This window comes from Marinobacter excellens LAMA 842 (genome assembly GCF_001574445.1).
Classification (GTDB): Bacteria; Pseudomonadota; Gammaproteobacteria; order Pseudomonadales; family Oleiphilaceae; genus Marinobacter; species Marinobacter shengliensis.
In genome coordinates, this window is sequence record NZ_LOCO01000001.1 from 19,544 (window position 1) to 33,745 (window position 14,202).

General features: G+C 59.7%; 10 protein-coding genes. 2 read left to right on the top strand and 8 right to left on the bottom strand.

The genetic code is table 11. The annotated features are described in order from the left end of the window. Positions 1-8 precede the first annotated feature (8 nt). Together J122_RS00110 and J122_RS00115 are read right to left on the bottom strand one after the other, a co-directional pair. Positions 9-3,035: an efflux RND transporter permease subunit gene (locus tag J122_RS00110; protein ID WP_061330599.1), complete on the bottom strand. Its 3,027-nt coding sequence runs from the start codon at positions 3,033-3,035 to the stop codon at positions 9-11. Next, a complete protein-coding gene (locus tag J122_RS00115; RefSeq protein ID WP_061330933.1) occupies positions 3,035-4,117 on the bottom strand; it encodes an efflux RND transporter periplasmic adaptor subunit in 1,083 nt (360 codons plus the stop codon). The genes J122_RS00110 and J122_RS00115 overlap by 1 nt, the downstream gene beginning before the upstream one ends. A gap of 164 nt (positions 4,118-4,281) precedes the next feature. Here J122_RS00115 and J122_RS00120 point away from each other — a divergent pair, with 164 nt between their 5' ends. Next, positions 4,282-4,917 carry a TetR/AcrR family transcriptional regulator gene (locus tag J122_RS00120; RefSeq protein WP_058090451.1) on the top strand — a complete coding sequence of 212 codons (636 nt, stop codon included), beginning with the start codon at positions 4,282-4,284 and terminating at the stop codon, positions 4,915-4,917. 9 nt (positions 4,918-4,926) lie between these two features. Here the strand turns inward: J122_RS00120 and astB are convergent, their stop codons facing one another. The 6 genes from astB to J122_RS00150 all read right to left on the bottom strand — a co-directional run bounded on the left by astB (position 4,927) and on the right by J122_RS00150 (position 12,666). Continuing rightward, positions 4,927-6,267 (bottom strand): N-succinylarginine dihydrolase, encoded by a 1,341-nt coding sequence (gene astB, locus J122_RS00125; protein WP_061330600.1) that lies wholly within the window; start codon positions 6,265-6,267, stop codon positions 4,927-4,929. A 13-nt stretch (positions 6,268-6,280) separates the two neighbouring features. After that, positions 6,281-7,756, bottom strand: coding sequence for a succinylglutamate-semialdehyde dehydrogenase (astD, locus tag J122_RS00130; protein ID WP_061330601.1), 1,476 nt, complete (start codon positions 7,754-7,756; stop codon positions 6,281-6,283). Between the two features lie 43 nt (positions 7,757-7,799). Further along, on the bottom strand, positions 7,800-8,933 hold the full coding sequence (astA, locus tag J122_RS00135) for an arginine N-succinyltransferase (protein ID WP_082780472.1): 1,134 nt from the start codon (positions 8,931-8,933) through the stop codon (positions 7,800-7,802). Positions 8,934-8,960: 27 nt separating this feature from the next. After that, a complete protein-coding gene (locus tag J122_RS00140) occupies positions 8,961-9,977 on the bottom strand; it encodes an arginine N-succinyltransferase (protein WP_061330602.1) in 1,017 nt (338 codons plus the stop codon). Between the two features lie 185 nt (positions 9,978-10,162). Next, positions 10,163-11,377, bottom strand: a complete 1,215-nt coding sequence (locus tag J122_RS00145) for an aspartate aminotransferase family protein (RefSeq protein WP_061330603.1) — start codon at positions 11,375-11,377, stop codon at positions 10,163-10,165. Positions 11,378-11,436: 59 nt separating this feature from the next. Beyond that, positions 11,437-12,666, bottom strand: a complete 1,230-nt coding sequence (locus J122_RS00150; RefSeq protein WP_061330604.1) for a 3'-5' exonuclease family protein — start codon at positions 12,664-12,666, stop codon at positions 11,437-11,439. 162 nt (positions 12,667-12,828) lie between these two features. On the opposite strand from J122_RS00150, the gene J122_RS00155 reads away from it, so the two are divergent. Beyond that, on the top strand, positions 12,829-13,956 hold the full coding sequence (locus J122_RS00155; RefSeq protein WP_061330605.1) for a DcaP family trimeric outer membrane transporter: 1,128 nt from the start codon (positions 12,829-12,831) through the stop codon (positions 13,954-13,956). Positions 13,957-14,202: the final 246 nt, after the last annotated feature.

The window sequence follows — 14,202 nt, forward strand, 5'->3', positions numbered from 1 at the left end:
GGTCAGGCTCAGGCCGGGGCGTTTTCCGGTTCGGCCACTGGCAGTTTGATCAGTTTGGTGCACACAGACGGGATCACCAGCAGGGTCAGTACCGTTGAGGCCAGCAGGCCAGAGATAATGGCCCAGGCCATGGGCGGCCACAGGGTGGAGCTGGAGAATGCCAGGGGCAGCAATCCGGCAACCGTGGTGGCCGTGGTTAACAGGATCGGCCGGGTTCGGCGTTCAACGGCGGTACGAACGGCATCGCGGATGGCCCTGCCCCGCTCCAGTTCCCGGTCCATCACATCAAGCAGCACGATGGCGTTGTTCACCACAATTCCCACCAGCGCAATCACTCCCAGCAGCGACTGAAACCCGAACGGCGAGCCGGATAATACAAGCCCGGGGAATATTCCCACCGTCGCCAGCGGCACGGTCAGCAGAATCACCCCCACCCGCCGGAATGAGTTGAACTGCAGCAGCAGGAAGAACAACAGCAACAACATGCCGATGGGCGCGGCTTTCAACAGTGCTGTGTTGGCGTCGTTGGAGCCTTCGGCATCGCCCCCCATTTCCAGCCGCGTGCCGGCGGGCAACGGCTGATTCTCAAGAGCCGCATTCAAGCCATCCAGGGCCTGGCTGAAGCTGTAGCCGTCTTCCAGGTTGGCACTCACGGTGTTCACCCGAACGCCGTTGCGCAGGTATCTGGCAGCCGGCTCCCAGGTGGTTTCCACGGTGGCGACAGCGGATAACGGTACGGCATCGCCCCGGTCGTTGTAGGTGTTGACGGACAACAGCCGGGACAGCGACAGGGAGGTACCCTCGCGGGAACGCAGGATCATGGGAATCGGGTCATCTTCCTGGCGATAACGCTCAGCCACCGCACCGAAGCTCTGGCCGTAGAGGCTCTGGGCGACATCCGCCCTGCTCAGGCCATAACGGGCGGCAGTGGCGTCGTCCACGTTGATGGCAATGCTGGGCACACCGATATCCAGGTCGTTACGCACGTCCACGGTACCTTCAATACGCCTCAGCGCGGAGAACACCTGCTCCGTCGCCCGGGTGCGGGTGGCGTCGTCTGCATGGTAAACCCGGACTTCCACCGGTGCGGTCCGGGGCGGCCCCTGGCCGAGGATGCCCGCAGAGATATCCACCTCTGGCATGGACACCGCTACTTCATTCCTGACCCAGTGGATCAAATCGGTGGTGTCGGCCAGGGTGGGTGTGCGGATAACCAGCCTGGCCCGGTTGGGCGACTGGGGCGATCGTTGGAGGTTGTAATAGAACGCTGGGCCGGTGAAGCCAACAAACCGGTGCACCTCCAGTGCTTCCGGCTGGGTGCGAATAGCCCGTTCCAGGCGCTCGGCAATTTCCGCCGTGCGGGCCTGGTCGGTGCCCTCCGGCATGTACAGCTCCACGATCACCCGGGGCCGGTCCGCATTGGGGAAGAACTGTTGCGCCATGAACGGAGTCATGGAAAGACTGATGGTGACCAGCCCTGCGCCGAGGATGATCAGGCGCCCGGGATACCGGAACACCAGCCCGCCCAGAAAGCGCGCCAACCCGATCAGGCGATCACCCTGCACGTTTCTGCGGGGTTTGAGGAAACGGGCCGCCAGCAGGGGCACCGCTGAAATGGCCAGAAGGTAACTGACCGACAGGGTGAGCATGATCATCACCGGCACACCCCGGGTGAAATCCGCCGCACCGCCCTTGGCCATCAGCAGGGGTGCAAAGGCTGCCAGTGTGGTACCAGTGGACGCACCGAGCGGGCCGGCCAGCTCGCCAACCGCTTGTTTCAGGGCATCAAGGCGACGCATGCCCTCGTCCAGATGACCCTGAATGTTCTCAACAATGACAATCGCATTGTCGATCAGGATACCCAGGGAAATCACCATGCCGATCACCGCAATCTGGTGCAGCACTCCGCCGCCCAGGTCGTACAGGCCCACGCTGATCAGCGCCACCATCGGCAGTATCGAGGCCACCAGCAGGCCCATGCGAATGCCCATACCGGTGAACACCACGGCAACGATAATCAAAACCGACAACACCAGGCTCCAGGCCAGGTTCACCAGGCGTTCGGCAACCTTGTCTGGCTGGAAGAACATCTCCCGGATTTCATAGGGTTCGAAATCGCCCCGAACCTGCTCTACCCGCTCGCGGATACGCTCGCCAAATCGAATAGCGTCGGTACTGCCCTCTTCCATGATGATGGACAGCAGCACCACTCGCTCACCATCAAACCAGGTTTCCGGTTGCCGGGGTTCCGCCGGGCCTCGCCACACTTCGGCAGCGGCGGCCAGAGGCACCTGGGAGCCGTCCGGCAGTTCGATAGGGGTTGCGCGAATATCATCTATGTCAGCGAATTCGGTGTTGGGCAACACAGACAGTCGCTTGCCGTCCACCACCACAAAGCCGCCGGGAATGGTCTGGTTGCGCTGGGCCAGGGTGTCCAGCACCCGTTTCGGAGAAATGCCCAGGCGGAACAGTGCGGCGTCGTCCAGGGCCAGGGTGATCTGTTCGTCGGCATCCCCCTCAAGCTCAATGCGGGAAATGCCGGGAATATCCGACAGGTTCTGTTTCAGGCGTTCGGCCACTTTCGAAAGTTCGGTTACCGAGGGCGAGCCACCCACGGCAATCACCACGGCGGGAATATCAATCAGCCGATCATCCAGGGTCATCTGGCCAACATCGTCCGGAAAGTCCTGCCGGGCCCGCTCCATGGCCTGTCGCACACGGTCCCAGGCGGGGTCGGTATCGTAGATATGGTCCCGGAGTTTGAGGCGGGAAAGCGCCACGCCGGTGCGGGCGGTACCGAAGCTGAAATCCAGTTCCTCCACCTGACGCAGTTCATCGGTCAGTGGCCGCAATACCAGGCGCTCAACCGCCTCGGCACTGGCACCGGGATAACTGACGGTAATCATGCCGGCACGATAGGGAAACGAGGGGTCTTCCTGCCGGGGCATGGTGCTGTATGCCGCGATGCCCAGCAGGCACAGCATGGTCACCACCATGCCCAGCAGGCGTTGATAGTTCAGCAGTTGGCGGGCCATCAGCGGATCTCCACCCGGTCACCGTCTACCAGCCGGGTGGTGCCGGCGTAAACTACCTGGTCACCCGCCTGCAATTCGCCCGGGTGCACCATCACCCGCTCACCAATCACCCGGTCGATTTTAACCGGCACCTGCCGCGCAGTGGCCTCATCCACCCGGAATACGCTGGTGCCCGAGTCGTTTCTCACCACTGCCAGCAAAGGCACGGTCATGGCAGAGGCCCGCACCGGTGTGATACCCACCTCGACCGGTTCGCCGGAACCCAGGGACTGGGGCGGCAGGCTCACCAAAACCGGGTGCAGCTCACCGCGAATGGAACTACCCTGGGCAATCTCAATCACGGTGCCGGTTTCCGCGTCCCGGTTGCGATCCTGCACGGACCAGACCGGCAACTCCTGCCCCACGCGTACGTGGCTGAGCAGATGGGCAGGCACACGCACCTCCACTTCCCGCCCCAGCGGCGACGACAATCGAATCACCGGCTGGCCGGCAGATACAAATTCATCACGCTCCACCAGCAAGGCTTCCACCTGACCGGCAAACGGCGCTTTCAATACGCTTTCTTCCAGCAAGCGGGTGGCTTCCGCCAGTGAGGCTTCCGCTGTGGCCATACTGGCTCTCAGGGAATCCCGACGGGCGGCGATCTGTTCCAGGTTCTGTTCCGACACCACACCACGCTGGTGCAGCCGGCTGGAACGCTCCCATTCCCGCTGGGCCTGATCAAACTGGGTTTTCAGCTCTTCCAACCGTGCAGCGGCAGAATCACGGGCCGGTTCCAGGGCGGGATTGTAGAGGCGTGCCAGCACATCCCCCGGCTTCACATTCTGCCCCAGCTCTACCGGGCGCTCCCGGAGGGTGCCGCTGAGCTGGAACGTGAGGGTGGCCCGCTGGGCAGCCCGGACAATGCCGGAGAACCGTAAGGGGATTTCTTCCACCTGTCCGCCGGTCACCTCCGCCACGCGTACAGACACCGCAGCCTCCGAGGGGGCATCGGCAGTGCCACCACGGCAACCAGAGAGAACCAGAACCACCAGCGCCAGGCTGGCAAAGGAGAATGGCGCACCGCGCTTGATGAGAGACATGATATTCAGCCCCTTTCCCTGAAAAGATTGATTGTTGGCCTCCATTCCTTCGGAAACCGCCGTTTGTTTTCCGACATCATGTCATTCTTTGACAAATTGTCAATAATCGGTTTCCATTCACTTTCAGGTATCATGCAGCCATCGCACAGGAAGCCGGGAACACCATGAACGAACCCCTGAAGTCACGACGGGAACGGGAAAAACAGGCAAGGTACGACGCCATTCTGAATGCCGCCGAGCTGGTGTTCTCCGAGAAGGGTTATGAGCGCACCTCCATGGACGACATTGCACGCACGGCAAGTCTGAGCCGGGCACTGCTGTACGTCTATTTCAAGGACAAAGCGGCCATTCAGCGCGGGATCATGCTGCGGGCCGGCCAAAGCCTGGTGACGCGTTTCGAAAACGCGCTTGGTTCAGCCGAGACAGGTCTGGCGCAGATCCGCGCCATGGGGGAGGCTTACTATCGCTTTTACCTGGAAGAACCGGATTATTTCTCGGCGCTCACCAAGGCGTCTACCGCCATCGCCGATGCCGACGAAGAGCAGACCCGGGAAATGCTCTGCTCCAAGAACGAACTGATGCAGTTGATGACGGCCGCTATTCACACCGGCCTGGAAGACGGCACCATGAGCCGGGAGCGCATCAGCTCACCGGCACAAACGGCCCTGTACCTGCGGGGCGCCCTGCACGGCGTGATCATGCTGTGCCAATCAGAAGCCACCCAAGCCGGCAGCTTTCCCGCCGATGCCCTGATTCGCCACACCATGGATATGCTGACCCGCTCCATCGCCAGCCAGTAGCGCCGCTCGCTACAACTGGAAATCGTAAATGGAACCCAGCCCCAGAATACCGGTGAGTTCATCCAGGGCCTTGCGGACTTCCTCCAGCAGCATCGGGTCTGCCAGGTCCTGTTGGTCGAGCTCACTCCGGTAATGGGCATTCACCCAGGCTACCAGGCGGTCGTAGAGTGCATCGGTCAGAATTACGCCCCGGTTGATGGCGTGTAGCTCCTCATCGTTCAACACCACCCGCAAACGCAGGCAGGCGGGCCCACCTCCGTTTCTCATGGACTGCTTCACATCGAACACTTCGACGCTGGTGATGGGGCCATCGCCTTTGACCAGCTGATCCAGGTAACGGCTTACCGATGGCACTTCCCGGCACTCACCGGGTACCGCCAGCAACATGCCGTCCGGGGTATTCAGCAGCTGGCTGTTGAACAGGTACGAGGCCACGGCATCTTCGATGGGCACCTCATTGGCAGACACCCGAACGGCCTCAAGCGCAGCCCCGGTCAGCCGGTCGCTCAATTCCGCCAGCACCCGGTCTTCCTCCAGAAACGCCAGTTCGTGGTAGAACAGGCAGTTGCCGTTGCCCACCGCAATCACATCGTTGTGGAACACGCCGGCATCAATGGCGGCAGGGTTCTGTTGGGCAAACACCGCGTGGCGGTCGCTCAGCCCATGCAGCCGGGCGATGGCCCTGGAGGCTTCCAGGGTTTGCCGGGCCGGGTATTTGACCGGCGCCGGGGCCTGCTCGTTGAAGGCTATCTGGCCATACACAAACAGTTCCACACCGGGTTCACCATAACGGCTGCACAACCGGGTATGGTTGGCCGCGCCCTCATCCCCGAAGTGGCTAACCGAGGGCAAGGCCGGATGGTGGGCAAAGTAGCTTTCGTCCGTAAAAATGGCTTTCAGGGCGCGGCCGGTCACCCGGTGCTCGATGGACCGGTGAAACTTGGCGGAGAGATTCGCCGGAGTGAAATGTACCCGATGGTCTTTGGTATCGGCACTGGGGGACACCGTCGCCGCATTGGCGGTCCACATGGCAGATGCGGACGACACCGCGGCCAGAATGGAGGGGTCTGTACTCGCGGCCTGCTCCAGCACCTGCCGGTCATTACCGGTAAACCCGAGGGCGCGCAGTGTTGGCAGGTGTGGCCGCTCATGGGGCGGCAAGACGCCCTGAACGTAGCCCCGGTCAGCCAACTGCTTCATCTTGGCCAACCCTTGCAAGGCGGCCTCTCTGGGATTGGCCACCGAGTTCACGTTGGATTTCGACGCCACATTCCCCCAGGACAACCCTGCGTAGTTATGGGTGGGGCCCACCAGCCCGTCAAAATTCGCTTCAACCGCGTGTTTCACCATAGCAGGCTTCCTGTCAGTCAAATGTCAGGCCGGGCGCCAGGGTATCTGGCATTTCACTCTTGCCAGCCTCCAGCGAGGCCATGGGCCAGGCGCAGTAGTCCGCCGCGTAATAGGCACTGGCGCGATGGTTGCCGCTGGCTCCCACACCACCAAACGGTGCCGCACTGCTGGCACCGGTAAGAGGCCTGTTCCAGTTCACAATGCCGGCGCGCACTTCTTCCACCAGCCGGTTATACAGCTTGCGGTCGTCACTCAAAATGCCCGCCGACAGCCCGAAACGGGTGTTGTTGGCCAGTTCCAGGGCATCGTCAAAACTCTTGTAGCGGTAAACGGTCAATAGCGGGCCAAAGAATTCCTGATCTTTCAGCTCCACCTCCGTGGCATCGACAATGCCCGGTGACAACAAGCCTGTGCCCGGCTTGAGCTGTTTCATCTCCAACAGGGAACGGGCGCCTTTCTCCAGCATATCGGCCTGGGCCTGCAGCAGCATCTCAGCCGCCTGTGCAGAGATGACCGAGCCCATGAACGGCTGGGGCTCCGCATCAAAATCGCCCACCTGAATACGGGAGGCAACGTCTACAAGCCGGGCCAGGAACTCATCCCCTTTCTTGCCTTTGGGAACCAGCAGCCGGCGTGCACAGGTGCAGCGCTGGCCGGCCGACAAAAACGCAGACTGGATGGTGTGATGTACTGCACCGTCTACATCCGCCACGTTCTGAACGATCAACGGATTGTTCCCGCCCATTTCCAGCGCCAGGATTTTCTCCGGCTGGCCGCCAAACTGTTCGTGCAACAGATGACCAACATTGGAACTGCCGGTGAAGAACAGACCGTCGATCATCGGGTGGCGGGCCAGGCATATGCCGGTATCAGCGCCGCCCTGGACCAGGTTGATCACACCATCCGGCAGGCCCGCCTTTTCCCAGAAACGCACGGTCATTTCGGCAACGCCCGGTGTCAGCTCACTGGGTTTGAACACCACGGTGTTGCCCGCCAGCAGGGCCGGCACAATATGGCCGTTCGGCAAATGGCCAGGAAAGTTGTAAGGGCCGAACACCGCCACCACGCCATGGGGCCGATGCCGCAGCACCGCATGTCCTCCGGCCACATCCGACTCTGAGTGCCCGGTACGTTCGTTGTACGCCCTGATGGAAATGGGCACCTTGCCGATCATGGCCGCCACCTCGGTGCGGGATTCCCACAGCGGCTTGCCGGTCTCCAGGCCAATCTGGTGGGCCAGGGCCTCTTTGTTGGCCTCCAGCTGCTGGGCAAACGCCTCCACCACCGCCTGGCGCTCGGCAAAACTCTTCCGCCGCCAGGGTGCAAATGCAGCCCGGGCCTCGCGAACGGCGGCGTCTACATCTTCCAGGTTAGCGCCGTTGCCGTCCCAGACAGTCTCACCCGTGACCGGCTGTAACGATTCAAATGGCTGCCCGTGGCCCTGAATCCACAGCCCGTCTATAAAAAGATTGCCTGACAGGTTTGCCATTGTTCCTCACCTCCAATTAGGGAATTTGTCAGCGGCTTCAGCGCTAATCCTGACCATGCCGGTTACGATAATGGCGCACCCGGTCGAGAATTTTCTCGTCCTCACTTTCCTGGCCCTTTAGTGTATGAATGGGTGACAAAGCGCTTTCCTTCAAGGGCGCAAGGCGAACCGGATCTCCGGACTCGATCAGCAGGGCTTCCGCCACGTCGCGGGGAATACTCACGGTATCCGGCCCGATGCAGTCCATGGGCAGGGTGGTTACCCTGAAGTCCCGGAACGACCGGTTTGAAATCATCACGCGCTGTTCCGGTGGCACGTCCAGATTCATGGGTTTATTGACCACCATGGCATGGCGATTGATGGATTCCCGAACGGTGCGGATGTTGTTCACGAACGCCTCCACCGCCGGCCCGCCATCAAAAATATCCACCATGCCGTTAAAGTTGAAACCTTCTGCCTGCAACATTTTCAATGCCGGCCGGGTATTATCATGCACCATGCCAATCACCGCCCGCGCCTCTTCCGGCAGCATCGGCAGGTAGATCGGGTACTTGGGCATCAGCTCGGCAATAAAGGACTTGTTGCCAAGGCCAGAGAGCATGTCCGCCTGGCTGAATTCCATGTCAAAGAACTTGCTGCCAAGGGCATCCCAAAGCGGGCTGCGACCGTCTTTATCAGACACGCCACGCATCTCGGCAAAGACTTTTTCCGAGAAGTGCTTGCGGAAGTCATCGAGGAACATGAACCGGCAGCGGGATAACAACAAGCCATTGCCTCCTCCCTGATAACCTCCGGCCAACAACAGCGAACAGATTTCGGTGGTGTCCGTCATATCGTTGGACAGGTGCAAGGTGGGGGTGCGTACATGCACGCCCAGCTCCCGCGAGGCATTCACCGTAACGCTCAGCCGGTAATTGTAGAACACCTCTTCCAGCCCCACGCAGGCTTCGATGCCGCTGATGCCAACCGTTTTTCGGCTTTGGGTCTCTTCCAGGGCAAACAGGTACAGCCCGGCCTCCGGGGCACAGCGCTGGTTGAAGGATTCCCGGGTACGCTCGATCTTGCGTTGCAGCAGTTCCCGGTCTGCCGGCAGGGTGGTCAGCCCTTTGCCGGCGTTCTGGGCCATGCCATAAAGATCATCAAGATCGTTTTCCTGCAACGGGCGAATCAAAAGCATGTTACGCCCTCCCCTGAGCTGGATTGATCATAATGGCGAGATCCTTACCCGGTCGCCGGCGCTCCGGTCCAATGCATGCCAGGTGCTGACCGGTACCTTTACGTCGTCCGCCAGGGTCTCAGACACCTGAGTCAGCAGGCAGCGGAAGTCTTGCCCTTCTCCCGCCGAGATCAGGCAGGTTTCCCCATCGAGACCCTCGCTACCGTGAAGCGTTTTCGGTTGGCTGGTCACAACGGTTTTAAGTGTGTCGGTTCGGGCTTCCAGCACCGGGCCGCCATCGAAGATATCCACGTAGCAACCGGGCAGGAAACCTTCCCGTTGCAACAGGTCGAAATTGGGCCGGGTAAGCGGGTGCGGCTCACCCAATGCCTCTTGCGCGGCTTCGCTGAGTAAGGTCACGTATATTGGGTTCGGGGGCATGAGTTCGGCAATGAAGGTTTTGCTAAGCTGGCCGGAGTGCTGGTCGGCGGTTTCGAAATCCATGTTAAAAAAGTGGCGACCAAGGCTGTCCCAGAAGGGCACTTCGCCGCTCTCATGCTGTATGCCCTGGATTTCCACTACGGTGCGATTGGTGAACCATTCCCGGTGGCTGGCGATGAACATCATGCGGGCGCGGGAAAGCAGCTCAAAGGCCGGGGTGTTTCGCAGTTCCGGTTTGAGGGTGAAGGCGCACAGCAGGGTAAGGTCGGTGAGGGCATGGCTGGGGTACAGCACTTCGACACGCCGGGAGACGTTGAGTTCGTGGGAGGCGTGGATAAGGTAATCGCGGCGGTAGTTGTAGAACGGTTGGCCGTTGCCTGCCCGGGTGTCTATGCCGGCGGTGCCGACGAGTTGGCCGGTGTCTGTGTCTTCCAGTACGAAGAGCAGGCGGCGCGGGGTGCTGGTGTCGGTTTTGTTGGCGAAGCTGGCCTGGGACTGTTGGAGTTTTTTGGTCAGGGCGGCTTGGGTATTGGGCAGGGTGGACGACAGCCGGCCGCTCTGGGCGTTGGTCAGGGCCAGAATCTGTTGCAGGTCATCCAGTTTGGCTGGTCTGACTCGCCACATGGTCATTACTCCCGGGGTCTGATCGCGACGTTTGAGTTTGCCGACCGGGCGCGAACCGGGTAGTCCTTCCGGGAAACGCTACAAGCACATCCCTGTGCGCTTCTTTCAGGCCATCCTTGGCCTTCAAGATTCCCGGAAGGACTACCCGGCCCGCACCCTGCCATTCGCTATGCCGTCCAGCTATGTTATGCCGTCAGTTTCTTTACTGCCGCCTCAAACCGCTCCAGCGCTTCATCAATATCCGATTCCGGAATAATCAGCGAAGGCGCCAAACGAACCACGTTCGCACCGGCGACCAATACCATCACGCCCTCATCCAGGCCGGCGTTGAGAAAGTCTTTGGCTTTGCCCTGCCACTTCTCGGTCAGCACACACCCCAAGAGTAGACCAGCGCCGCGTACTTCGGAAAACACGCCGTAGCGTTCGCCGATGTCCATCATGCCTTTGCGCAGTTTGTCGGAGCGGGCTTTGACGCCTTTTAGGATTTCCGGCTGGCTGACGGTGTCGATCACTTTCTGCGCCACGGCGCAGGCCAGGGCATTGCCGCCGTAGGTGCTGCCGTGGGTGCCTACACCAAGGCTTTTGGCGGCTTCGGCGGTGGTGAGCATGGCGGCTACCGGGAAGCCACCGCCCAGGCCTTTGGCGCTTGTGAGGATGTCGGGCACGACGTTGTGCATTTCGTAGGCGTAGAGGTGGCCGGTTCTGCCGACGCCGCTTTGTACTTCGTCAAACACCAGCAGGGCGTTGTTGTCGTCGCAGAGCTGGCGAAGGCCTTTGAGGAATTCAGGGTCTGCAGGCATGACGCCGCCTTCGCCCTGGATGGGTTCGACGACGATGGCGCAGGTTTTTTCTTTGAAGACCAGCGCTTTCACCGAATCCAGGTTGTTGAATTCGGCGTGGTGGATACCTCCCGGGGCCGGTTCGAAGCCTTCCAGGTATTTCGGCTGGCCACCGACGCTGACGGTGAACAGGGTGCGGCCGTGGAAGGAGTTGGTGAAGGAGATGATTTCGTTTTTCTCCGGGCCGTAGTGTTCCCAGGCGTAGCGACGGGCCAGTTTGAAGGCGGCTTCGTTGGCTTCGGCGCCGGAGTTGGCGAAGAACACCCGTTCTGCGAAGGTCTGGTCGCACAGGGTTTTGGCCAGGCGCAACGCGGGTTCGTTGGTCATGACGTTGGACAGGTGCCAGATTTTTTCGGCCTGTTCTTGCAACACGCCCACGAGGCCCGGGTGGCAATGGCCGAGGCTGGTGACGGCAATGCCGCCCTGCAGGTCCACAAACTCTCGCCCTTCCTGGTCCCACACGCGGGAGCCCTCGCCTCGTACCGGGATGATGTTACCGGGGGCGTAGTTGGGCACCATTACTTCATCAAACAGTTCGCGGGAGACAGGTTCTCTGTTCATGGATCTCTCTCAGTGACTCATTGCTAAGTGACAGGGTGAATGCCCCCATAATACGCCACTCACGGCATAAGAACAGCCGGTTGCGTCAAAGGTGGTAGTTCGATGATTCGATACGGCTTTTTGTCACGGCCCAGCAGGGCTTTGACCAGCAGTTTGTAGGAGTCGAGATCAAAGGTGACGGGGTCAGACCCCGGTTCAAAGTCGTTCAGTTCCTCCTCGCTGTGCAGGGTGGCGATGTGCACCCAGTTGTAGACAACCAGAATATCGGTGCGGTCGGTGTCGCGGTTCTCTTCCACCAGGGCGACGGGCCCGGGCCAGGGCCAGGTTTTCAGGCGCAGGTTGTGGAAGGCGATCTGCATTCTCAGGTTGTATCGGGTGCTGTCTTCTGCGCCCTCGCAGGCGCCTTTGCATCTATCCAGGCTGCGTTGGGAGCGTCGGTTGTAGAGCGGGTTCAGGCTTTTGATCTGTTTCAGTTCCAGCAACAAGGCGCCCAGCTCACCGGCGGTTTCCGTAAACTCCACCCGGCGCAGGCTTTCGGACATGCGCAATCCCCGGGGAGACTGATGATCTCCGGCGAAATGTGAGGCCACCCGCTGGGCAATGTTGGTGCTTTTGCCCACGTACAGCAGCGCATCATTGTCACCATAAAACCGATAAACACCCGGCCCCTGCGGCAACTCCGCGAAGATCTCCGGCGGCACGTTAGAGGGCGTACTCTGGCGTTGAAGCAGTCGCTGGATGGCCTGGTTCACTGTGTCGGTGTCATGCTCAACCAGAGTGTGCTCGAAGAACGCCAGCATGGCGGAAACATCGCCCATGGCCCGATGACGCTCCACCTGCGGCAGGTTGTGGCGGTTGATCAGGGCATCCATATTGTGGCGGCTGTGTTCCGGGTAAAGTGCCCGGGAGAGCCTGACCGTGCACAACACCCGGGCGCTGAATGCTCGCCCCAGCTTACGGAACTCAGACTTAATGAAGCCGTAATCAAAACGAGCGTTGTGAGCCACAAAGATCGTGCCGGCCAACTGTTCTTCCAGCTCATCGGCAATCTCTGAGAATAACGGAGCGTCCGCCACCAGCTCGTTGCTGATACCGGTCAGGCGCTCGATAAAGCCGGAGATCCGCGTTTCCGGGTTCAGCAGGGTTTGCCATTCCCCCACCACGTCACCGGCCCGCCAGAACCGGATACCGATCTCGGTAATCCTGTCTCGCTGCGGATTGCCGCCGGTAGTTTCGATATCAAGGAAAGCAAATGTTTCGTTACTGAGAAGCGCAGGTTTCTTTGTCATCTGGGGTATTACGACCATTCGGCAGGGCCGGATGCCAGCATTGTTGCACCATCGAGCTATAGACATTCGTCTAAATAACCACCAATTATGTTTGAAATGTCACAGATTCGTAACTACCTTGTTTTTGGGTCCAACAACAATAAACGTGTGGAGACAACAACGATGCAAAGCAATAAGTTAAGAATGGCAATCCGTGCAACGGCGGCAGTGGCTGCTTTTGGCGTGGCAGGCCAGGCAAGCGCCCTGAATCTGAGCGTAGGTGATGATGTCGAAGCCAGCCTCTACGGCTATGCACGACTCAACATGAGCTACGATTTCAACGACAACCGAGCAGTTTCAACCCGCGCAGGCTCATTTTCACCTGCCAATGAAGATATCGAAGGGCACTTTGGTGCAGATGCACAGCAGAGCAGACTGGGTGTCAGAGTTAAACATTCCTCCGGTGTAGCAATTACCGTTGAAGGCGACTTCCGCGGTGCTGGAGACGCTGCAGGTAGCCTCAGATTGCGTAATGCTTTTGGTGAATATAACGGCCTCATGGCTGGTCGGAACTGGTCAAACTTCACCAGCTTCGTCGGCAACACACCAGTGCTGGATTTTGATGGCTTGGCGGGCACTGCCGGCAGCCAAGACCGCACAGAGCAAGTTCGTTACACCACGGGCAATCTTTCATTCTCAATAGAAGATCCGAGCTCTCAAGAAATAGAGGATGGTGACACTCGAACCTCAGCGCCAGCGCTAACCGCAAGGATTGAAGACTCGGCTGGCGGCCTGTCATACTCTGCAGCCGGTTTGGTAAGCCAAGTGACGGCTGATGACGGAACGAATGATGACAGCGCTATTGGCTTTGCGGTGTTTGGCGCCGCCAAATTTGCACTGAGCGACATGATTACCGTGCAAGGCGCTATCAATTACACTGATGGTGCCAGTGGTTACCTCTGGCGTTCAGGTAGTAACTACTTCGGTAGCAGTGCCTACATGGACGGCAACTCCATTGAGACTATTAAAGGTTATGGTGGCTCTGTAGGCGTGAGCCTGGCACTTGGAGGCGGGCGTAGCATCAACCTTGGCTACGGCATGACCACCCTAGACCTAGACGACGCTGTGGCCAACTCAAGCCTTACAGCTGCAGCTGCAGAGACAAACCAGAACGTTATGCTCAACTATATGTGGACCCCCGTACGAAACGTGATGATGGGCATTGAGTATGCGTATCTGGATCAAGAAACAGTGGGTGGCGATAGTTCTGACGCCAACAGACTGTTGTTCGCTGCGCAGTACAACTTCTAACCCTTCCTGTTAGAAGTTAACTCAGAATTACCCCGGCTTCGGCCGGGGTTTTTCGTTCCAGGTTGGTGCAGTTTGCACCGCCATGCATCACTGCCCTCACTCGCCCCGAATTGCGCTTCACACCAACCCTGAAAACTCAACAAGTTAGCCGTTTCCGCACCTTTGGCACGACTGATGCAAAGTTCTGATTGCAAAGCCGGCCTCCGCAACGCTGCCCGGCCTCTACTGTCGCAACCCCATGAGGTG